We start from the raw sequence: 20,637 nt of genomic DNA on the forward strand, positions 1-20,637 counted from the left end.
TGTGAAGTGTTGAAGGATGCGGACCGTCGCACCGAGCGCCAACCTAGATTTGGGCAGCATTCCCGCCAAGCGGATTTTTGGCGGGAACAGGCAGCCCACGCAGGCACGTCGTGGCCGTCAAGGAGACATCCATGTCAGACGAAATCGCAGCAACACCCGGCGCCAAGATGATCTTCCTCATCAAGCGCCGACCGGAGGCCACCCGCGACGAACTGGTCACGAATTGGTTCAAGAACCACATGCCCGCAGTGATCGCCGGACAGGAGCGTCAGGCCGCCGAGGGCAAGATCCACGCCACGAAATACATCGCGACCCTGTTCGATCAACGGCCCGGCCGAGACGTGCCGTGGGATGGCATGGCGCAGCTGTGGTTCGATCGCACGATCCCGAACCCACCCGAGCCGCACGGCACCGTGCCCGCCGACACGTTCCAGCAGAAGGCCGAGCCATACGTGGGGTGGGCGACCACTGAGTACGTGGTGATTGACGGAGAGCTGCCCGTCGTGCCGAACACGCTGAACGAGCCGTTCCCGGCGACTCGGTCAGGCTTCTTCAAAGTGACGTTCCTGGTCCCTGGCCGCGAGGGGGTCGACTACGACGCAGCGTTCCGGCACTGGCTGGAGGTGCATGCGCCCAACGTGCGGGGTGTCATGAACGAGATTGGCGGGCTGCGCTATGTGGTGAATCACAGCCAAGCCCCCGCCGACGAGGCCTACATGGGCATGGCGGAGCTGTACTTCAGCGACCCGGGTGGCTGGGAGTCGTACAAGTCGACGATCACCGAAGACGGCTTCAGCGAATTCGTTGACTTGGGTCGTCTCGTGAACATGCACGCGACTGCACAGATGATCGGCATTCCCGGCTAGGCCTCTGCGGCTGCCTTCATCGCTTCGAGCGTCGCTCGGATGCTGGTGCGCGCATTGTGGGCTCGCTGATCGACCTCGCCTTGACCGTGCTCGACCATGCGGGGTGAGTGCTTGCGGAGCGTCCAGGTCTCGGTCAGCGTCGTGCCGCCGCCTTTGGGGGCCAGCTGGTAGCGCCACAGGACGATGTTGTATTCGAGGCCGCCCGTGACGAATGCGAAGTCTTCGTTGTCGACCCGGCGAATGATCTCGACGGGTGCCTTCCATTCCTCGCCGTCGCGCCTGTTGATGCCGACGAACATGTCGCCGACCTGGCCGGTCCCGGGCTCGCCGTCGGGACCCTTGCGCCAGTAGCCGCCGGTGTTCTCGCTGCTCCACTCGCCGTAGCGATCCAGCGCAGTCACCATTCCCCACACCTTCGACGGGGGAGCATCGATGTCGATGGAATCCCTGTGCTCCATCACGGGGTTGTCAACGTGTCCGGGCAGTTGTTTGCTCATGAGTCGCAGCCTTGCAGATGCCGTCACTCGCCTGCTCTGTGTCGATACGGCCCGGGTGGTCGCGGTTCAGCAGGTCGTTACTGCCGGCCATGACTCCGCCGTCGCTGGCTCAAGCGTCGTTGGCGGGGTACAGCTCTCGCCAGTCGATCTGGTCGTCTTTAGGCAACAGCGCGTTGATGGGCGCCATGTCAGCGAGCAGGGCGTCGGCAGCTGCGTCGCCGATCGCCGCCCAATGAGCGCCGTCGAGCCGGTCGGTCATGGCCTCGACCTCAGCGCGGCCGGCGCGTCCGGCCTGTGTCGCCCAGCCGTCCGCGCCCACCCAGCCGCGGGCTTGCAGGCTCTCGTAGGCCTCGGCAGCTTCCGATTCGGTCCAACCGGCTTCCTCTTCGATCCATGCCTGCGGCGCCTCGTCGACGGCGACCTGGGAAACCACCGACTCACAGCCGCCCAGACCAGCCGCCGCCAGCGCGATCAGGTGGCACCCGCTGCGGTACTCGCGCAGCAGCGTGCATCCGTGCCACAGCGCCAGGTGAGGATCTTCGGGCCATTCGAGCGACGCCCAGCCGGCGAACAGCACGCGCCCGACCGGATCGGTTGCATCGCAGGCTGCGCGCACAACATCGACACAGCGACGCACCTTCTCGCCGTCGACCAGTTCACCCAGCTCACGTCTCAGTGCAGCGTCCATGCCCTCGTAGCGCGCCGCCAGCACTGCTGCAGGTGACGAGTACATCCAGGCATCAGGGATTGCGCGCCGAACTCGCGCCGGCGCGTAGTAGAAGAACAGCGCCTCCACGACGCTCGCGGGCACCGGCCCCAGCGGAGCGGCCCGCGTAGCGAAGTAGCTCATCCAGAACCCCCGCAACCCAACCGCCGAGCCCGTCTCACGCACTTCGGGAGCCCAGTAGCAGAGCTGGTGATATCGCTCCACGCACGCCCACATCTGCCGTGCTCGTTGCATGGGTGACGATTCCTGTCGCGTCTAGCTCGGCTGATTGATGAGGTGGGTGGCGGCGTTGTCGAAGTGGGCGAACATGGCGTTCGCGATGTCTGCGGGCAGCTTCGACCCGTCGGGCAGCGCAGCGACTTCGAGCGACGCCAGCATGTGGGCCATCCAGGCATCCCGTTCGGCTTGGCCGATTGCGAACGGCATGTGTCGCATTCGCAGCCGCGGGTGACCGCGTTCGGCGCTGTAGTCCGCGGGACCGCCCCAGTACTGAGCCAGGAATCCCGCCAGTCGGTGCCGGGACGGCGTGAGGTCATTTGGATACAGCGGCCGCAACAGCGGGTCCGACTCGACGGCGTCGTAGAACCGGTCCACCAATTCGTCAAAGAACCGTTGCCCGCCAACCGCGGCATAGACGGTGGGCGGCTGTTCGACCGCATCGGCCAGCTTGCCGCCCAGCGTCAGTCCGCCCGCTCCCCATGTGGACCCGTCGGTCTCGCTCGGTGGGATGGCGTCAGCTTCGGTCACGGCAATCAGGCTAAGAGCGCCAGCGGGTTAGCTTGCGCGGGTGACTACGACACAACACCCCCTCGGCGATGGGCCGATGCAGCTCGGCGCGCACATCGGGCAACAGAACATGACCGCCTCCGAGATGCGTGACCTGTGGAAGCGACTCGATGCCGGAGGGGTCGACTGGATCTCCATCTGGGACCACCTATACGAGGCACCGCCGCAGGGCGGAACGGTGCCTCACTTTGAGGCGCTTTCCACCTTGGGAACGCTTGTGGCCGACACTCGCAACGCCCGCATCAGCTGCCTTGTTTTCTACGTCGGTTATCGCAACGCGGGTTTGCTGGCCAAGGCCGCCACCACGCTGGATCACTTCAGCGGAGGACGTTTCACGCTGGGTCTCGGTTCCGGCTGGCATGAAACCGAAGCCGCCGCGTTCGGCTACGACTTCCCGTCGCTGGGTGAGCGCTTCGACATGCTGGAGGAGTCGTTCGAGCTCATCCGCTCGCTGCTCACCCAGGAGCGCACGAGCTACGACGGCCGCTGGGTTCGCGCTGAAGACGCCTCGTGCCTGCCCGCTCCCGTGCAGGAGCGGCTGCCGATCTGGCTCGGCGGGATCGGCGAGCGGCGCACGATCCCGATGGCCGCACGGCTCGCCGATGGCTGGAATGCGGCGTACATCACGCCGGAGCGGTTCGCCCGTCTCTCGGCGCTCCTGGACTCCCATGCCACCGCAGCCGGGCGCGACCCGGCCGAAATCGAGCGAACGATCAACGTGATGTTTCATCTTGTGACCGACCCCGCGGAAGTGGAGCCCGAGCGCGAGCGCGGGCGCGCTCCGTGGGGCGATCTAGCGGATCGGTTCGACGAAGGCGCGCTCGTCGGCACGCCCGAGATGGCGGTCGAGCGGATCTTGGAATACCGGTCGGCCGGCGCACAGGGACTCAACGTGGCGTTGAGGGCGCCGATCCTCCACGACGCGCTTGACGCCTATCTCGAAGAGGTCATTCCGACCGTTCAGCGCGAGACGGCCTGAGGCGGCACCGGGCATTCCGCAGGGCGAGGCGCGTACAGTCTTGGTGCGCCGGCTCGCAGGGTTGGCGCACGGTGGTGAGGCTGGGAAGAACCCAGCGGCAGGCAGGGGAGAGACGATGGTGTTGACGCAACGTTCGCAGCGGCGGACGAACGGACGGCGAGCACACCGGTCGTATCTGAGCTACATCGACAAATCGCGCGGGTACTACGCGGCGAACGGCTATCCGCAGCCGTACCAATGGGCATACAACCACGAGGTGGCATTCACGCCACTGTCCAAGCCGCTGTCGCAGGGCACAGTCGGCTTGGTCACGACATCGTTCTTCCGGACAGGCAGCGAGCCTGCCGGCGTGCCCACGGCCCGGCCGAAGCAGCCCTACGCCGCGCGCTGCGACGATGCCCTCGAGGGCCTCTACAACAGTGACCTGTTCTGGGACAAAGACAACACCCACACCGAAGATCTCGACACCTACTTGCCGATCAACCGGCTGCGCGAATTCGCCGCCGAAGGCCGCATCGGTGCGGTGTCAGAACGCTTCTACGGCATCCCCACCGACTACAGCCAGCGCCGCACGCAGCGCAACGACTCTCCCCGCATCGAAGAGTGGATGCGCCAAGACGACGTCGACGTGGCGCTGCTGGTCCCCCTCTGACCCGTCTGCCACCAGACCGTGGGTCTGGTCGCACGACATCTCGAAGAGGCCGGCATGCCGACAGTGGTTGCTGGCAGCGCCCGTGACATCGTCGAAGAATGTGGCGTCGCGCGCTTCGTGTTCACCGACTTCCCGCTCGGCAATCCCACAGGCAAGCCGGGTGACGTGGCGATGCAACGCGACATTGTGGGCACCGCACTCGACCTGCTCGAGCGCGCCTGGCTGCCGCGCACGACCGTGCAGACGCCCTACGTGTGGGATGCCGACGACAACGACGGCTGGCGCGACCACTTCATGCGTGTCGACGACTCGAACCGGGCCGCCCTGGCTGCCGCGGGCGAAGCCCGTCGACGCGATCAGGCCGCCGCCAAGGCCGACGGCCGCGCACGGAACGCCTGAGCAACCTGGGCATCGGCGGCTGGAGCAGTCGGCGCCAGCGCGTACGAAAGGCAGCACATGACGCAGCAATCGCCTGGCCAGCAACGCCGGCCCCTGGTCGACCCAGCCGACGCCGATGCTCCCGACTTCGTACCTTCCGAACCGGCTGGTGCGGATGTCTACTCGCATCCCTCCGAGCACGGGGAGCGCATCGCTGGCGCTCTCGACCCTGACCTGCTGATCGAAGCGGCGGGCGGCGTGAAGGTTGCCGCCGACGTATATGGCGACAGCGGTCCGCTCGTCTTGCTTCAGCACGGCGGCGGCCAGACCCGTCACGCTTGGAAGGGAGCGGGGCAGGCCCTCGCCGACGGCGGCTACCGCGCAGTGAGCCTCGACGCCCGGGGCCACGGCGATTCGGACTGGGCGCCTGACGGCGACTACACGACCGAGGCGTTTGTGGCCGATCTGGTGGCGATCGCGGAGCACTTCGGCGAGCGACCAGTGCTGGTAGGCGCCTCGATGGGCGGGGGCACCTCGCTGACCGCCGTCGGGGAAGGCGCTGTGGATGCACTCGCTCTCGTCCTCGTCGATACAGCGCCGCAGATCGAAGCGGCTGGCGTGCGCAAGATTCGAGACTTCATGGCTCAAGGCGCGGACGGGTTCGCATCACTCGAAGAGGTCGCCGAGGCCATCGCGAACTACCAGCCTCACCGCAAGCGTCCGCGCAACCTGGACGGTCTCGCCAAGAACGTTCGCCTCTGGCCCGACGGTCGCTACCGGTGGCACTGGGACCCCGCGTTCATGCACCGGCCACGCAGTTTCGCCGAGCGAATCCCGCGTCAACAGGCGGCTGCTGAGAACCTGACGCTTCCGACGTTGCTCGTCCGCGGCGGGCTGAGCGACGTGCTGTCCGAGGAGGGAGCCCAGTCGTTCCTCGACACTGTGCCGCATGCGCGCTACGCAAATGTGGGCGGCGCGGCGCACATGGTGGCCGGTGATCGCAACGACATCTTCGTCGAGGCAACCCTCCGTTTCCTGGCCGAATTCGTACATTCCTCACAAACCCGGGCCTGAACGCGAAGTTTCTGCCGTAGCCTTGCGGTCTTTGACCGGCTAGGCCGGGCTTCGAGAGGCAAGACATGCGCGGAACAGTCAAGTTCTTCAACAGCGAGAAGGGCTTCGGCTTTATCTCCCGTGACGGGGCGGACGACGTCTTCGTCCACTTCTCCAACATTGTCGGTGAGAACTACCGAACGCTGGAGGCAGGGCAGGAGGTCGAGTTCGATATCGGACCCGGCCGCAAAGGCGACGAGGCTCAGAACGTCAAGCCCGTTTGAGGGCACTCGCCATTGACCGTCGCTAGCCCAACAGGCTGGCGACGGTCGGAGCTTCGGGCGCGAGACATCTCGTCCTTCAGAGCTCCGTCGGCAATCGCTTCGGGCGCGGGCGGCGTCACACGCCACCTGTGTCAACACATCTCGGGTCACCCGGCCGCGTTCTGCTTCGTGAGTATTGAGCAGCGTGCGCCGGTACCCTCCCGTCGTCTGGCCGGCATGTTCGGCCGACGGGTTCGCAGGCCGGCTTTGGTTCTTCCTGTCAACGTGGACCAGACCCCTGTTATCGCCGACCTCTTCACCCCCTGTGGAGGCGCCACCGAACCCCTCAGGAGCCCGCGCGTCGCGGGCCAGGAGATGTATGCCCCCCACCTTTGCCCAACTGGGCGCCCCCGACTTCATCGTCAGCGCGCTCGCTCAACGTGGCATCAGCCAGCCGTTCGCCATCCAGGCGGCCACTGTCGCAGATGCCTTGGCCGGACGCGATGTCTGCGGCCGCGCGCCCACCGGGTCCGGCAAGACGCTGGCGTTCGGGATTCCGCTCGTGGCCAGCGTCGGCAACGCTCAGCCGCACAAGCCCCGAGCACTCGTGCTCGCGCCGACCCGCGAACTCGCCGATCAGATCATGACCGAGCTACGCACCTTCGCAGGCAAGCGCCGCGTGGGCGTCGCCTATGGCGGCGTGGGCTACGGCCCTCAGATCGGGTCGCTGCGTCGCGGGGTCGACATTCTCGTGGCGTGCCCGGGTCGCCTTGAAGACTTGATCTCCCAGGGCGAGGCTGACCTGTCCGCTGTCGACAAGGTCGTCATCGACGAAGCCGATCGCATGGCCGACATGGGATTCATCCCGGCCGTGCGGCGCCTGCTCAACCAGACCGCCACAAAGCGCCAGACCATGCTGTTCTCGGCCACGCTCGACGGCGACGTCGCGACACTGACACGCGACTACCAGCGCGATCCCGTGCGTCACGAAGTCGGTGACGAGACTCCCGACGTCAGCGCTGCCGACCACGTGTTCTGGAGCGTGGCCAGGACTGACCGCACTGACATCTGCGCAGAAGCGATCGACGCCGCCGGATCGACGGTTGTGTTCTGTCGAACCCGGCATGGCTGCGATCGCGTGGCCCGGCAGCTGGATCGTCGAGGCATCCGCACGGCGGCGCTGCACGGCGGACGCAGCCAGGGCCAGCGCACCAGGGCGCTGGCCGAGTTTGCCGCCGGCAAGGTCCAGGCGCTGGTCGCGACTGACGTTGCTGCGCGTGGCATCCATGTCGAAGGTGTCGGCGCTGTCGTTCACTACGATGTCGCGGCCGACCACAAGACCTACCTTCACCGATCGGGCCGCACGGCCCGGGCCGGCCAAGGCGGTGTGGTGGTCTCGCTCATCCAGCCCGAGCAAGTCAAAGAGCTCAAGACCATGCAGCGCAAGATGGGTCTTCAGCAGCCCATCACCGAAGTCGACGTGGCTGCAATCCGGTCAACCGGTCAACGCAGGATCGGCGCCAACGCCCGCGGATCTGCCACCGATTCCAGCCCGAAGAGCTCGAAGAACCACAAGGCCAACGCGGATTTTCCTCAGCCACGCCCTGAACCCCGCAAGGCGATCGCCGACACCAACCGGCAGCGCTCACGCTCGCAGACACGGCGTCGCACGCTTGAGCGTCCGGCGGCCAAGAATCAATCCCGGCATCGCCGAAGCAACAACAACCGGTCCAGGTCCAAGGGTCACCAGCGCTCGTCGCAGCGCTGAGCAAGATCAATCGTCTGCGTCGTCCTGCGGCTCATCCAGCGATTCGAGGCTGGACGGCGCCAGGTTCGAGGCGAACTTCGACATGTTGTCGCTGAGGGCACTGATGAGCTGCTCCACGAATTGCGGCGACATGTTGACGCGCTGCACGACAACGCCTCGCCGCGGTGACTGCTTGCCGCTGAAGTCCAGCCGGATGAAGTCGAGGGTGAACTCATACGGCGAGTGGCGTACCACGGCGAAGTTGGACCACACGCCGCCTTCAAGCTCTGGTGGGAGGCGAATCTGCAGCTTCGTGCCGTCGGGTAGCGATTCGTGCGGGTTGCTCTCGGCCATCGGCGAAGACGCTAGCCCGCCCCTGCCACGCGGCCGGCGGCGGCATCTGCGGCGTTCAGCGGCGCTGTCAGCGTTCCTCGCGTCGATAGGGGAGCGTCAGGGCGGCGGGTGCTGGGCTCGGTCGATGGCGGGCCCGGAAGCTGATGGCAATGAGGACCACGACAGTCAGCAGGAACGGCAGGATGCCGAGCAGCGCCGGCGAGATCGTGTTGACCTCGAGGCCGAAGAGGCTCAGGTCGAACGTCTGGACACGGGGCTGCAGCGCAAGCGTGAACCCGAATAACAGCGAGCCAGCGGCAAGCCGTCCGGGCCGCCACGCCCCGAAGATGACCAGTGCCACTGCGATCCAGCCGCGGCCGGCGATGAGGCCCTCGGTCCAGCCGGCGGCCATGTACAGCGACAAGAAGGCGCCGGCAGCGCCGGCGAAGGCACCGCCGATCAGGACAGCTCCGGAACGCAGCAGTGTCACCGAGTGGCCCACCGAGTCCGTCGTCGAGGCAGATTCCCCGACCGCACGCAGTGCGAGGCCGAGCCGGGTTCGATTCAGCACGAACCAGACCACGATGCCCAGAAGACCCGCGAGGTAGACAACCGGCGGCTGGTCGAAAAGGATCGGACCGACCCAGCGGATGTCGGCAAGTCCGGCGATGCCCAGATCGGTGAACACGGCATCGGCACGTTCGCGTACTGCGTCCTGTCCGATGAAGGCGGCGAATCCCAATCCGCCGATGGTGATCGCCAAGCCTGACACCACCTGGCCGGCGCCCATCACCACGCTCACCACAGCGTGTACTCCTGCGACCGCCATGCCGACGAGCGCAGCGAATGCGAAGCCGATCCAGGGACGGCCGGTGGCGAGCGCCATCATGAATCCGCTCACGGCCCCCATCGCCATCATTCCCTCGACACCGAGGTTCAGCACTCCGGATCGTTCGGCGATGAGCTCGCCCAGCCCGGCCAAGTACACGAGCGTGGCGAACTGCACGGTCGCCACGAGCAGTCCGATGATGGCTGCCTCAGACACCCGCAGCTCCCGTAGTGGCGGCGCCGTCTGGTTGTGGGGCTGCATCTGTGGGGTACCCGACGGGTCGCACCCATCGGACGCGGTAGTTGAGCAGCACCGCGGCCACCAAGGCACCGATGAGGATCATGGCCTGCAGGATCGTGGCGATCGAGCTTGTCACGCCAAGCGTCTGGATGGACTGGCCGCCCACCTGCACCGCGCCGAACACGAACGCCACCGCCGCCACGCCCGATGGCCGCATCAGCGCGAGCGCCGCCACGATGATCCCGGCGAAGCCGTAGCCGTTCGACAAGCCGGGATCGAGTCGCGTCGCAGTTCCGGTCAGCTCGATGGCGCCGGCGAGGCCAGCCAGTCCGCCCGACAGCAGCAGGGCAGTCAGCACCTTGCGTTGCAGCGAGATGCCGGCATAGCGAGCCGTGGCCGGCGACGATCCCGCCATGCGCAGCTCGTATCCCCACGCTGTGCGCGAGACGGCCAGCCAGAAGGCCACCAGCAGCGCGACGGCGAGCACTGCGCCAATGTGTGCGCGGCCGAACAGTCCCGGCAGCGACGCATGCTCGGGCAGGGGCTCGATCAACGCAAAGCCTTGCGACTCGGGGTCCTTCCACGGACCGGTCTCGAGCCATTCCACGATCCGGATCGAGACCTCGACGAGCATCAGCGTCGTGATGATCTCGCTGACACCCAGGTATGCACGCGCGAGCGCCGGCCCCAGCATGAGGATGACGCCGCCTATCGCGCCGGCGATCAGCATCGAGATGATGAGGAGGGGACCCGGCAAGTCGCCCGCCGACATGGCGAAACCTGCTGCGACCGTCGCGCCCGCCATTATCTGACCTTCGGCGCCGATGTTCCACAGTCCCATCGATCCCGCAACGGCAATCGCAAGACCGGCCAGCGCAAGCGGTGTCGCTCGCAGCAACGTCCGCGAGATCGAATTGATGCCGCCAAGCGACGAATCGATCATCCGGCCGTACACCTCGGCCGGGTTGTTGCCCGCGGCGAGCAGCAGGAGCGCTCCCGCGATCAGAGCCGCTGCAATTCCGATCACGAAGGCGAAGGCCTGGGCCGCGGGCACCACGTCCGAACGTCGCTGCAGCACGGGCCGTACCAGGCCGCGATGCCAGCGAGCTCGCCCGCGCGAGACGGTGTGCAGCGGGGCGTGCGTCGGGTCGCTCATGTGCCTCCGCCTCCAGCCATCGCGGCTCCTACCTCGGCTCTCGAGGATGTCGTCGGATCCAGACGGGCCGCGATGCGCCCCTCGTACATCACGATCAACCGGTCTGACAGCGCGAGCAGTTCGTCAAGGTCTTCAGAGATCAGCAGCACTCCAACGCCGGCGGTGCGCTGCGCGACGATCTGTTCCTGGATGGCGGCGATGCCCGCCACGTCTAGACCACGGGTGGGCTGGGCTGCCACGAGCACTTTGGGCTCTCCGGTCAGCTCGCGGCCGAGCAGCAGGCGTTGGAGGTTGCCCCCTGACAGAGCGCTCACATCTGAGTGCAAACGTCCGACCTGCACGCCGAACCTCTCGACGAGGCCTTTGCAGAAGTCCTCGCAACGCCGCAGGTCCAGCATGACCCCGCGGCGCATGGCCCGGTACGAACGCACGACGGCGTTGTCGACGACGGACATATGGGGGGCGAGACCGACGCCGAGGCGATCCTCGGGCACGTAGGCCAGCCCGCCGCGAGAACGCGCTCTCGGCGAAGCACCGGTGATGTCGGCGCCCAGCAGGCCGACACCTCCAGAGGTGACGGGACGCAATCCGGCGATGGCCTCGGCCAGCTCCTTCTGGCCGTTTCCCGAGACGCCGGCGACGCCCACGATCTCGCCGGCGTGCACGTCGAGGTCGACGGAGTGCAATGCGGGAAACCCCCGGTCGCTCAATGCCGAGATGCCGTCCAGCGCGAGCACGACGTCACCGCTCGGCTGGCCCGCGGGACGCCGAACTTCGGCTGCGGCTTCTCCGACCATCATCTGGGCCAAGTCCGATCGCTCGACTCCGGCGAGGCTGCCCGGCTGCGCAACGGTGACGCCGCTGCGCAGCACGGTGGCCTCGTCACACACCGTCAGCACCTCGTCGAGCTTGTGACTGATGTAGATCACCGAGCGGCCGCGGTCAGCCATGGCACGCAACGTGAGACCCAGGTCGGCAGCCTCGGCAGGTGTGAGCACCGCCGTCGGTTCGTCCAGCACCAGCACGTCTGCGTCGCGCCAGAGTGCCTTCAGGATTTCCACGCGCTGCCGTTCGCCGACCGAGAGCTGCCACACGGGCCGGGTGGGGTCTGCGTCGAGCGAGTAGATCGCGGCCAGGTGAGCAACGCGTTCGGTGATCTGGCTCCTGTTCAGATAGCGCGGTGCCGAGCCGAGCACGACGTTTTCCGCGACCGTCAGCGTGGGCACCAAGCGAAACTCCTGGTGGACCATGCCGATTCCCGCGGCGATCGCATCGGCGGGCGAGTGGAACTGCTGCTGGGTGCCGTGCACCCAGATCTCGCCTCCGTCGGGCAGGTACACGCCCCCGAGTACGTTGACGAGTGAGGTCTTGCCAGCGCCGTTCTCTCCGAGCAGCGCGTGGATGGTGCCCGCCCGCACCGACAAGTTGGTGCCGTCGCAGGCGACCACTCCGGGGAATTCCTTGCGGATGCCGCGCAGGTCTACGGCCAAGGGCGCGGCGTCGCCGCTGCCGGCGCTGGACTCCGAGAGATCTTGAGCGTTCACGCCGTACCGGTGTCAGAAACCGACGGCCCGCTGCCGCAGCGGCGCGCGGCACCGCCGCCGGATGTGGGAGACACCTCAGCGTCCCCCAGATCCAACGGCGGTGCTACTGCGATTCGATCAGTCGGATCAGGGGCTGGCGTCACCCACGACGCCTTCGACGAACCAGTCCATGCCCAGCATCGAGCCGTCATCCAGGGTCTCGCCGGCGGCGACGCGGACGTTGCCTTCCTGGTCGCGGATCTCGCCGGTGAACACGTCCCACTCGCCTTCACGGATCTGCTCGGCAACATCGCTGATCTGGTCGGCGACATCGCCCGGCACGTCGTCAGCCAGCGGTGCCAGGTCGACAATGCCGTCGTCCATGCCGCCCCAGTACGAACCCGGCTCGTAGGTGCCCGCAGCGACTGCCTCGATGATCGCGGTGTAGCGCGGGCCCCAGTTCCACACAGGTGCGGTGATGAACGCGTCGGGTGCGAAGTCGCGCATGTCGGAGTTGTAGGCGACCCATCGCGCCCCAGCGTCCTGCGCAGCGACACCCGCAGCCGTGGAGTCCTGGTGCATGGCGATGACATCGGCGCCGGCTTCCAGCAAGGCCTTGGCCGAGTCGCCCTCAACCGCCGGGTCGAACCAAGTAAAGGTCCAGATGACGTGGACCTCGGCTGACGGGTTGGTCTCGAGCACGCCGAGGGTGAAGGCGTTGATGCCTCGGATCACCTCAGGGATGGGGAACGCAGCCACGTAGCCCAACTGCCCGCTTTCGGTCATCGCACCTGCCGCCATGCCCGACAGGTACCGCGGCTGGTACATGCGGCCGAAGAAGTTGCCGAAGTTGGCCTCGTTCATCTTGAAGCCCGAGGCGTGCTCGAACACGACGTCGGGGTACTCCTCGGACAGCTCGAGCATCGGGTCCATGTAGCCGAACGAGGTGCCGAAGATGACGTCTGCGCCCTCGTTCTCGATGAAGTCGACGGCGACCGCCTTGAAGTCTTCAGCGTTCTCCGGGACGCTCTCGACGAACAGCGTCGCCGCACCGGTTTGGTCTTCCGCGTACTGGCGACCTTGGTCGTGTGCCCAGTTCCAGCCAGCGTCACCGACGGGTCCCACCAGCACGAATGCCGCCGTGACGTCCTCGGGATCGCCATCGCCGCCGCCGCACGCTGCTCCTAGCAGCGCCACGCCGGTCAGAGCAATGGCGAGTCGTGTCAGAGTCCTCGAACGCATGATCTCCCTCTCCGTTCGCGCCCGCGAAGCAACCCCGGGGCGGTCGATATCGAGCCTAATCTTGCGCATCTGTGCCCGCGGCCACCGGACGCAGACATCACCAAGCGGCTCAGAATGGGTTGAGTTCGAGGCCGAGGGCGTACCGGCCTACTTGGTGGGTGATGCGGTCGTAGTGCACGTTGATGTGCACCGGCATGGCTCGGAAGTCCCGGTAGCGGCGCTCGAACGTGCCGCCCTCGCGCAGCGCGGTGCCGCCCTGGGCCCGGTTCAACAGGGCCATCGCCTCGTCCAGTTGCTCCACTGCCATGGTGGTCACGGCCATCTGCCGCAGGTAGTCGCTCTCGCCGGGGGTGATACCGGCTTCGATCCTGCTGTCCACGTCGTTGCATCCGGCCTCGGTGGCAGCCGCGGCAGCCGCCACCAGCGAGGCAGCGCGGCCGAAGTTGATCTGCACGGTCGGCCGCTCGACCATCTCGCCGCCGATGATCACCCTGCGCCCCGCCGCTTGCTCGACGGCTTCGAGCAGTGCCCGCCGAACCAGACCCACGGCCATCCAAGCAAGCCACAGGTCCGAGATGCCCACCCAGTCCTCGCGGTAGCGGTGGTGCACCACCGGAATGGTCCGCAGCGATTCGGCGCGGTTGACGCCGTACCACGGAACACAGTCGTCGAGGCGCACCGGCACGTCGGTGAAGTGGACGTCGTCGGTGGCTGATGCCCGCAGACCCGAGCCATCCCACGACGGGTCGATCTTCAAGCCCTCAGTCTTGTTGGAAACGATCGTAAAGCGGATGTCCATGGGCCGAACGGGCTTGCCGTCGGGGCCGGTGACGGCGAACGCCACGCCGCAGTAGTCGGCGTAGCGGGCGCCGGTACCCCAGCGGCCAGTCCCGTTCAGCACGGCCACGTCGCCCTCGATGCGCCCATACACCGAACTGCGCGCGCCGCCGGGGAACGACACCCAATGGCCCTTGGTCACGATGTCTGTGAGGAAGTCCTGCTGCTGTGGACCCATGGCTCCGACGAACAGGTGGAACACGCACAGGTGGTTCCAAAGGCACCACGCCAAGCTCGGGCAGCGAGCGGCCACTGCTTCGAGTTCGCGCCCCATGTGCAGCATCGTCTCTTCAATGCCGCCAATGTTTCGAGTCGCGGACATCCGCATGAAATCGGTGCCGCGAATCGCCTCGATGACCTCCGAAGACACCGACCGGGTCCGGTCTGCCGTTTCTGCCTGCGCTTCGATCTTGTCAAGGAACGGGGCGATGCGCAGCCCATCGGTAGGAGCTGGCAAGAGCGAGATGACATGTCCGATCCCTGACGGGCGGTCCACGCCCGTCTCGTCAAGGTCCGGTCCTCCAGCCATGCGGCCACAGTAGGCCGCGGCGGGCTCCGCCGCCGAGTGACTCAGCCGCAGTGGCCGTTCGATGACGGCGGCACGTCGAGCATCGGGTTGCGGTCGAAGAAACCGTCGGGCACCAGCCCGAAGCTGACGTACTCGGTAGGCATCACCGGGAAGTCCTCGGGCCGGGCATCGTGGGTGATGCCGAACGTGTGCCACACCGTGACGTCGGTGCCGACGATCGGCCGGTCACCCGCCGTATAGCGCTCCAGCCCGTCGCCAGCGTTGCGCTGTGTGGGGAACCGGCCCGCGCCGTAGCGCTCGTCGGGGCGTGTCGGCGACACCCACAGGTTGTGCCGGGCAAAAGTGGCGCGCTCGGAGTGCGGGCTGCCGTGCGCAGCAAACATCGTCGCGGTGGGCGGAGGCAGCAACCGGTACGCCGTCGGGCGACCGAGCCGGTTGATGTGATCCGCGCTCTCGATCCGCCAGTAGCGGCTGGACGACGAGTTGGTGTCGCGGCGGGCGGCCAACTCGCTCTCGAGCACTGTCTCACGAGCGGCGAACGCAGTGCCATGCGGATTGTCTGGGCCCGGCGGCAGCGCTTCGGTGTTCACCTCGACCACCGTGTTCGCGTCGCCGTCGACGGCCATGTCCAACCGCACGCAGAAGATGTGCTGGTGGATCGGGGCAGACACGTGCGGGGCAACTTGCCGGGCGAAGGTCATGTCGTCGCCGTCGCGGTGCGAACGGGTGGTGAGAACGCCGGTCAGCTTCACCTCGTAGCGAATGGTGCCGTCGAGGTAGAAGTACCAGAAGAACCCGTACTCGTAGTTCCCCACCGTGTGAATGGCGCTCACCACCAACCGGCGAGATCGGCGCACCTCAGTAGTGTCGGCATTCCAGTCGAAGTGCTTCCAGCCGATGCCGAAGTCCTCCTCGTGGATGCAGATCGCGTTCGGCGTGGTGACAACTGAACCATCGTCAAACACTTGGGCGGAGTCGAGATAGGTGATCTCGCCGAGACAGTCGCAGCCCAACTCGAGTGAGTTGTTCATCAGGCCGAGGCCGAATTCTCCGGAGTCGAGCGCGTGCTTGAACGACTGCGACGGCCTGGTGTCGCCGTAAGGCACCACCATCTCGGCCAGCGACGCCCGGTCGATGATCGGGCGGACCCGGCCGCCGTCGTCATAGGCGATCCGGTGCAGCACCAGGCCTTCGGTGTCATCCATGACGACGCGCATCGACCACTTCTGCCAGCGCAGCTCGTTGTCGTCGAGCGTGAAACTGGTGCCGTCGGGCTGGGTGATCTCGATCGGTCGCAGGTCGGTGCGCATCGGCCCAAAATCCTCAGTGACGGCGTCAACGTCGTAGTTGCCCCGCTCCGAGCTCACCGGCCACTGGTCGAAGTCTTCGATGTGCAGCACCTCCAGCGTGTCGACGTCGATGTGCACCATCAGCCCGTCGAGGGGGTAGGCGTAGCCGTTGTCGGCGGGGTTCGGGCGCCAGAAGCCGATGCAGCGTTGCACCCGCCGGCCTGTCTCGAAGTCGAAGCCGTAGTCGCCGGTCGGCCACGGGTCGATCTGGACTTGCGACGGATCGGTGATGCCGCGCTTGGCGATGGCCGCTGCGAATCCCGGGTCGGTCCGGCAGGCGTCCATCACGGCGAACAGCTCCGCCATGCCGACCCGCGGCACGACGCCGGGATGGTGCTCCCATGAGTCGACCTCGCCGCGGGTCACCGAGACCACGGCGGTGTACACCTCGCCGTTCTCGCGTACCACCACCTCGAAGCGGCGGTCGGTGCCGGCGGTGGGCGTCCAGGCCGCAACCTCGGCCTTTGGGGGCTCCCAGATGGAGAAGCCGTGGAAGCGTGCGCTGTCGCTGATGCGCCCGCTGCGATGCAGCACCTCGATGGCGGCATGGGCTTCCGTTTCGGTCATCATCGACAGCGGATGACGCGGCGGCATAGCCGCATCATCGCTGGGCCGTTCGAGCAGCGTCTCGGTCATGTGATCACGCTACGTGGCCGCCGGCAGGTACGCGGCCTCGTCAGATGACATCGGTAGTGTCGCTCGCTACGGCTCCGGGCTCAACGGCCAGGCAGACGGGCTGGTGATGGGGGTCCTCAGGTTGTGACGGATGGGGATCTTCGCAGCCGTATCCGGCGCCATCTTGAGTTCGTCTACCCCGCGCTGCCCGCAGACGGGTTCGTCGACGATGTGCTCGCAGCCATCGGCGGGGACCCGGCCGATGAGGTGCCCGACGCCGGGCCGCGTTGGGATCAGCGAGACATAGCGGTAATCACCTATGCCGACTCGATCACCGAGGCGGGCAGGGTTCCGATGCACACCTTGGGTGAGTTGCTCGATGACCTCACGGGCGATGTCGTGACCGTCGTGCACGTGCTGCCGTTCTATCCGGCGAGCTCCGATGGCGGCTTCGCTGTCACCGACCACCGAGCGGTCGACCCCCGGCTCGGCAGCTGGGAGGACATCGCAGCGCTCAGCGACACCTACACGGTGATGGCTGACCTCGTCGTGAACCATGTCAGTGCTGATCATCGCTGGATGGATCAGTTCTGCCGGGGGGAAATGCCAGGCAGCCGGAACCTGCTCACCGCAGAACCCGAAGACGACACCTCGAGCGTGGTGCGACCACGGACGACGCCGTTGTTGCGCGAGGTCGAAACCCACGACGGCCCCCGGCTGCTGTGGTGCACGTTCAGCCACGACCAGATCGACCTGAACTTCGCCGAGCCCGAGGTCTTGCTGGACTTGTTGCGCACCGTCGCCTGCCTCGTCGACGCCGGTGTGCGCTGGTTCCGCCTCGACGCCATCGCCTATCTCTGGAAGGAGCTGGGCACCTCATGCCTGAACCTGCCGCAGACCCACGAGATCGTCAAGCTGCTGCGGACGCTGCTGGACGCACGCTGTCCCGGCTCGGTCATCATCACCGAGACCAATGTGCCCCACGACCAGAACGTGGCCTATTGGGGCGCAGGCGACGAAGCTCACCTCGTCTACAACTTCAGCCTCCCCCCGTTGGTCGCCCACACGATGCTGTCGGGGTCAGCCGTCGCGATGCAGCAGTGGCTCGCTCAGCTGGAGCCGCCTCCGGCAGGAACGTCGTACTTCAACTTCATCGCCAGCCATGACGGCATCGGGCTGCGTCCGGTAGAGGGATTGTTGACGGATGCACAAATCTTCCGGCTCATCGCGGCGGCCCACAGCGCGGGCGGCACTCACTCGGAGTTCGACACCCCTGCTGGACCCAAGGCGTACGAGCTGAACGTCTCGCTGTGGGATCTGTTCGCCGGCGATCGGGACGCGCTTGGCGTCGCGCAGTTCCTTGCCGCGCACACGATCATGCTGAGCCTCGCCGGCATTCCTGCGGTGTACGTGCATGCGTTGCTGGGCACCTCCAGCTACTGGACACCGCTCAGCGAGCCGCCGCGCATCGTCACCGATCACGGACTGCCGCCTGTCGAGCAGAACAAGCGCACGATCAACCGGCGCAAGCTGACGCTCGACGAGGCAGTCGACCTGCTCGGCGCACAGGACGGCGTTCGTCGCAGGGTGCTGGTGGAACTGGTGCGGCGGATGCTGGTGCGGCGCGGCCAGCCGGCGTTCCATCCCGACAGCGCGCAGGTGTCGCTGGACTTGGGCTCCCGGGCGTTCGGCGTGATCCGGGGCGGGCCGCAATGGGACCAGACGGTGGTGTCGGTCACCAACGTCTCGCACAGTCAGCTCACCATCGACATCGAGGTGCTGTCCGGGCTGTGCCCGCCCGGCAGTGCGGGGGCGCAGTTCGCCCACGAAGGCTGCGTGGATCTGCTCGACGATCAGGTCTACGGCCCGGGTTCGCGCGCATCCCTGACTGCGGGCCAAACGCTCTGGCTGTGCTTGGAAGCCGAGCGCCGGGCGCCTGCGCTGGCAGACCGGACGGCAGCCCCGCAGCGCTAGGAGTGGTCCAACTCGACAGCGTCGTAGAGCTGGTCCCCCATGTCGGGCATCGGGCTCTGCTAGCAATCCAGCGCGAGATGGAGGGCGGCGCAGGCCTCGGCAAGCCGCTGCCCTCTGAGCGTGCAGATCCGCTCGACCAGATTCGCGCGCGGCACCGTCGTCAGGTTGTCGAACGTCGCGACACAGTCCGCCGGCATCCCGTCGCGCGGACCAAGCGGAAGCTCGGTTGGGATGCGCCGTATCGTGCGCGTCACGGGCGCTGCGACCACGCTGTTCAGCACCTCAATTGCCGCCGAGCGGGTCATCACCAAGTACGGGCGCTGGCCGATCGACTCGATTTCGCCCCACCAGATTTCCCCCCGAACCGGCGTCACCACGGCTCTTCGAGGATCGATGCCTTCAAGGAGTTCCACGCCGCCTGATCTTCGGCTTCAGTCGGCGGGCAGCGCTCGTAGCCGTCGACGATCGTTTGGTCGACCAGTTGTCGGCGTTCGATTTCGGCAATGATCTCGATGCCGGCCCGCACTGCCGCCGCCCGGCTCCGGTACGCACCGCTGTGGACGAGCTCGTCGAGTTCGCTCAACAGGCTCGCTGGGAGTCGAACAGCGATTTGCTCTGTTGCCATGACTGCATTCTATGTTGGTATGGAAAATGACATGCAAGACGAGTGTGTACCGCGAGCAGAACCTCGAGAAGCGCCCTTTGTCGTCATGTGCGGGTCGCTGATCTGCAGTTACCCGACCGCTGTTCCCGAAACGCAGGACTGTCCCGGCACCCTCAGGCGTTGTCCAGCTCGACTGCTTCGTAGAGCTGTTCGAGCACTCCGTCGACGGCGCTTTGCACCCTCGACCAGTTGGGGATGAACGGTGTTCCCATCGGATCGTTCAGGAACTCGTCGCCTGCTTCCATGATCGCCGCCGCGAACAATTCGACCGCCGTTTCCTCGGCATGGAGATCGAAGTCGAAGCCGTTGAACGAGGCGTCGTTGCGGTAGTGGCTGACGAGGTCCAGAGCGTTGCGGTAGTAGACGGCCTTCACGGTGCGGAAGGTCTCGGTGCCCAGCACGGTGCCGTCGATCGCCAGCTTGCGATAGATGGCCTTTGCGATGTCGCGGCTCATCTTGTGGAGCCCGGCGTTCGCATCGGCCACCGACAGCTCCTGGTGTTTGTGGTCGTAACGATCGGCGATGTCGACCTGGCAGATCCGGCGCCCCTGGTAGATGCGGTACACCTCCGACAGCACGCCGATCTCGAGACCCCAGTCGCTCGGTATGCGAATGCTGCGCGTCATGTCGAGCTTCATAGCGAATTCGCCGGCAAGCGGGTAGCGGAAGCCATCGAGATACCGCAGGTAGTCGTGCTCGCCGATGGTGGCGCGCAGCGCTCTCAACAACGGCGTGACCAGTAGTCGGACCACTCGGCCGTTCATCCGCCCGTTCGCGCCGAGGCCGTCTGCGGACACATCGCCACTGGCTCGGTAGTAGTAGCCCTTCGAGAACGAGTACCCGAAGGTGGGATGCAGGATCGGGTACAGCAGCCGAGCCAGCATCCCGCGGTCGTAGGTGAGAATGTCGGCGTCGTGCAGGGCCACGTTCTCGCAGCGGCCTGACGCCAGGAAGTAGCCGAGGCAGTACCAAACGTTGCGGCCCTTGCCCGGCTCGGAGGGGGCGAGCACCCGATCGGCCAGCTGTTCGTCGATGTTGCGCAGTCGAGGCCCGTCATTCCACAGCAGGCGGGTGCGCTGCGGCAAGCGGGAGAAGAACTGCTTGGCCTCGGCAAACTCTGCGGCATTCGCTCGATCGATGCCGATGATGATCTCGTCGAGGTACGTGATCTTGGCGATCTCGTCGACGATGGGGCTGAGCGCTGGTCCGCCGAGCTCGCTGTACAGCGCCGGAATGATGAGGGCGATGGGACTGCGGCGCGACCGCTCGAACAAGTCGGCTTCGAAGCTCTCGACGGGGCGATCGCTCAGCCGGTGGAGCGTCGCGATCGACTCGTGCTGCTGGAAATCGGCCACATCGCGCCCCGTCGGTTGACCGCGTGCAACCTACCGTGCCCGC

Annotated in this window: 21 protein-coding genes; 8 read left to right on the forward strand and 13 right to left on the reverse strand. The window is 66.4% G+C overall.

Features of this window, described 5'->3' with window-relative positions:
- Positions 1–131 precede the first annotated feature (131 nt).
- Positions 132–866, forward strand: coding sequence for an EthD domain-containing protein (locus tag ACOCMM_RS04815; protein WP_419552054.1), 735 nt, complete (start codon positions 132–134; stop codon positions 864–866).
- Here the strand turns inward: ACOCMM_RS04815 and ACOCMM_RS04820 are convergent.
- From ACOCMM_RS04820 to ACOCMM_RS04830, 3 genes are all read right to left on the reverse strand, one after another.
- On the reverse strand, positions 863–1,363 hold the full coding sequence (locus tag ACOCMM_RS04820; protein ID WP_419552055.1) for an SRPBCC family protein: 501 nt from the start codon (positions 1,361–1,363) through the stop codon (positions 863–865). The two genes, ACOCMM_RS04815 and ACOCMM_RS04820, sit on opposite strands and share 4 nt — an antisense overlap.
- Before the next feature lie 109 nt (positions 1,364–1,472).
- Positions 1,473–2,324: an SCO6745 family protein gene (locus tag ACOCMM_RS04825; protein WP_419552056.1), complete on the reverse strand. Its 852-nt coding sequence runs from the start codon at positions 2,322–2,324 to the stop codon at positions 1,473–1,475.
- A 21-nt stretch (positions 2,325–2,345) separates the two neighbouring features.
- Entirely contained in the window at positions 2,346–2,837 is a 492-nt protein-coding gene (locus tag ACOCMM_RS04830; RefSeq protein ID WP_419552057.1) for a globin, read from the reverse strand.
- A gap of 40 nt (positions 2,838–2,877) precedes the next feature.
- On the opposite strand from ACOCMM_RS04830, the gene ACOCMM_RS04835 reads away from it, so the two are divergent.
- The 6 genes from ACOCMM_RS04835 to ACOCMM_RS04860 all read left to right on the forward strand — a co-directional run bounded on the left by ACOCMM_RS04835 (position 2,878) and on the right by ACOCMM_RS04860 (position 7,969).
- Complete coding sequence (locus ACOCMM_RS04835; RefSeq protein ID WP_419552058.1) at positions 2,878–3,855, forward strand: LLM class flavin-dependent oxidoreductase; 978 nt, start codon at positions 2,878–2,880, stop codon at positions 3,853–3,855.
- 115 nt (positions 3,856–3,970) lie between these two features.
- Positions 3,971–4,507: a hypothetical protein gene (locus ACOCMM_RS04840; RefSeq protein WP_419552059.1), complete on the forward strand. Its 537-nt coding sequence runs from the start codon at positions 3,971–3,973 to the stop codon at positions 4,505–4,507.
- 54 nt (positions 4,508–4,561) lie between these two features.
- The gene (locus ACOCMM_RS04845; protein ID WP_419552060.1) at positions 4,562–4,906 is read left to right on the forward strand and encodes a hypothetical protein; all 345 of its coding nucleotides are present in this window, start codon (positions 4,562–4,564) and stop codon (positions 4,904–4,906) included.
- Between the two features lie 57 nt (positions 4,907–4,963).
- Entirely contained in the window at positions 4,964–5,959 is a 996-nt protein-coding gene (locus ACOCMM_RS04850) for an alpha/beta fold hydrolase (RefSeq protein WP_419552061.1), read from the forward strand.
- Between the two features lie 65 nt (positions 5,960–6,024).
- Entirely contained in the window at positions 6,025–6,222 is a 198-nt protein-coding gene (locus ACOCMM_RS04855) for a cold shock domain-containing protein (protein WP_419552062.1), read from the forward strand.
- A 358-nt stretch (positions 6,223–6,580) separates the two neighbouring features.
- The gene (locus ACOCMM_RS04860) at positions 6,581–7,969 is read left to right on the forward strand and encodes a DEAD/DEAH box helicase (RefSeq protein WP_419552063.1); all 1,389 of its coding nucleotides are present in this window, start codon (positions 6,581–6,583) and stop codon (positions 7,967–7,969) included.
- A 6-nt stretch (positions 7,970–7,975) separates the two neighbouring features.
- Here the strand turns inward: ACOCMM_RS04860 and ACOCMM_RS04865 are convergent, their stop codons facing one another.
- From ACOCMM_RS04865 to ACOCMM_RS04895, 7 genes are all read right to left on the reverse strand, one after another.
- On the reverse strand, positions 7,976–8,302 hold the full coding sequence (locus ACOCMM_RS04865; protein ID WP_419552064.1) for a DUF3467 domain-containing protein: 327 nt from the start codon (positions 8,300–8,302) through the stop codon (positions 7,976–7,978).
- A gap of 67 nt (positions 8,303–8,369) precedes the next feature.
- Positions 8,370–9,326, reverse strand: coding sequence for an ABC transporter permease (locus ACOCMM_RS04870; RefSeq protein WP_419552065.1), 957 nt, complete (start codon positions 9,324–9,326; stop codon positions 8,370–8,372).
- The gene (locus ACOCMM_RS04875) at positions 9,319–10,506 is read right to left on the reverse strand and encodes an ABC transporter permease (protein WP_419552066.1); all 1,188 of its coding nucleotides are present in this window, start codon (positions 10,504–10,506) and stop codon (positions 9,319–9,321) included. The genes ACOCMM_RS04870 and ACOCMM_RS04875 overlap by 8 nt, the downstream gene beginning before the upstream one ends.
- The gene (locus tag ACOCMM_RS04880) at positions 10,503–12,050 is read right to left on the reverse strand and encodes an ABC transporter ATP-binding protein (RefSeq protein WP_419552067.1); all 1,548 of its coding nucleotides are present in this window, start codon (positions 12,048–12,050) and stop codon (positions 10,503–10,505) included. Before ACOCMM_RS04880 ends, ACOCMM_RS04875 begins: the two co-directional genes overlap by 4 nt.
- A gap of 126 nt (positions 12,051–12,176) precedes the next feature.
- A complete protein-coding gene (locus ACOCMM_RS04885; protein ID WP_419552068.1) occupies positions 12,177–13,271 on the reverse strand; it encodes a BMP family ABC transporter substrate-binding protein in 1,095 nt (364 codons plus the stop codon).
- 109 nt (positions 13,272–13,380) lie between these two features.
- Positions 13,381–14,637 carry an acyl-CoA dehydrogenase family protein gene (locus ACOCMM_RS04890; protein WP_419552069.1) on the reverse strand — a complete coding sequence of 419 codons (1,257 nt, stop codon included), beginning with the start codon at positions 14,635–14,637 and terminating at the stop codon, positions 13,381–13,383.
- A gap of 41 nt (positions 14,638–14,678) precedes the next feature.
- Positions 14,679–16,622 (reverse strand): primary-amine oxidase, encoded by a 1,944-nt coding sequence (locus tag ACOCMM_RS04895; RefSeq protein WP_419552070.1) that lies wholly within the window; start codon positions 16,620–16,622, stop codon positions 14,679–14,681.
- 123 nt (positions 16,623–16,745) lie between these two features.
- Between ACOCMM_RS04895 and ACOCMM_RS04900 the strand changes: the two genes are divergently transcribed.
- Positions 16,746–18,575, forward strand: a complete 1,830-nt coding sequence (locus ACOCMM_RS04900; protein WP_419552071.1) for an alpha-amylase family glycosyl hydrolase — start codon at positions 16,746–16,748, stop codon at positions 18,573–18,575.
- Positions 18,576–18,634: 59 nt separating this feature from the next.
- Here ACOCMM_RS04900 and ACOCMM_RS04905 read toward each other — a convergent pair whose 3' ends face one another.
- The 3 genes from ACOCMM_RS04905 to ACOCMM_RS04915 form a co-directional block, all read right to left on the reverse strand.
- Entirely contained in the window at positions 18,635–18,952 is a 318-nt protein-coding gene (locus ACOCMM_RS04905; RefSeq protein WP_419552072.1) for a type II toxin-antitoxin system PemK/MazF family toxin, read from the reverse strand.
- Complete coding sequence (locus ACOCMM_RS04910) at positions 18,946–19,200, reverse strand: hypothetical protein (RefSeq protein WP_419552073.1); 255 nt, start codon at positions 19,198–19,200, stop codon at positions 18,946–18,948. Before ACOCMM_RS04910 ends, ACOCMM_RS04905 begins: the two co-directional genes overlap by 7 nt.
- A 152-nt stretch (positions 19,201–19,352) precedes the next feature.
- A complete protein-coding gene (locus ACOCMM_RS04915) occupies positions 19,353–20,594 on the reverse strand; it encodes a glycosyl transferase (RefSeq protein WP_419552074.1) in 1,242 nt (413 codons plus the stop codon).
- Positions 20,595–20,637: the final 43 nt, after the last annotated feature.

Origin of the sequence: Candidatus Poriferisodalis sp., assembly GCF_965198245.1 — a bacterium.
In the GTDB taxonomy this organism is placed as follows: Bacteria; Actinomycetota; Acidimicrobiia; order Acidimicrobiales; family Poriferisodalaceae; genus Poriferisodalis.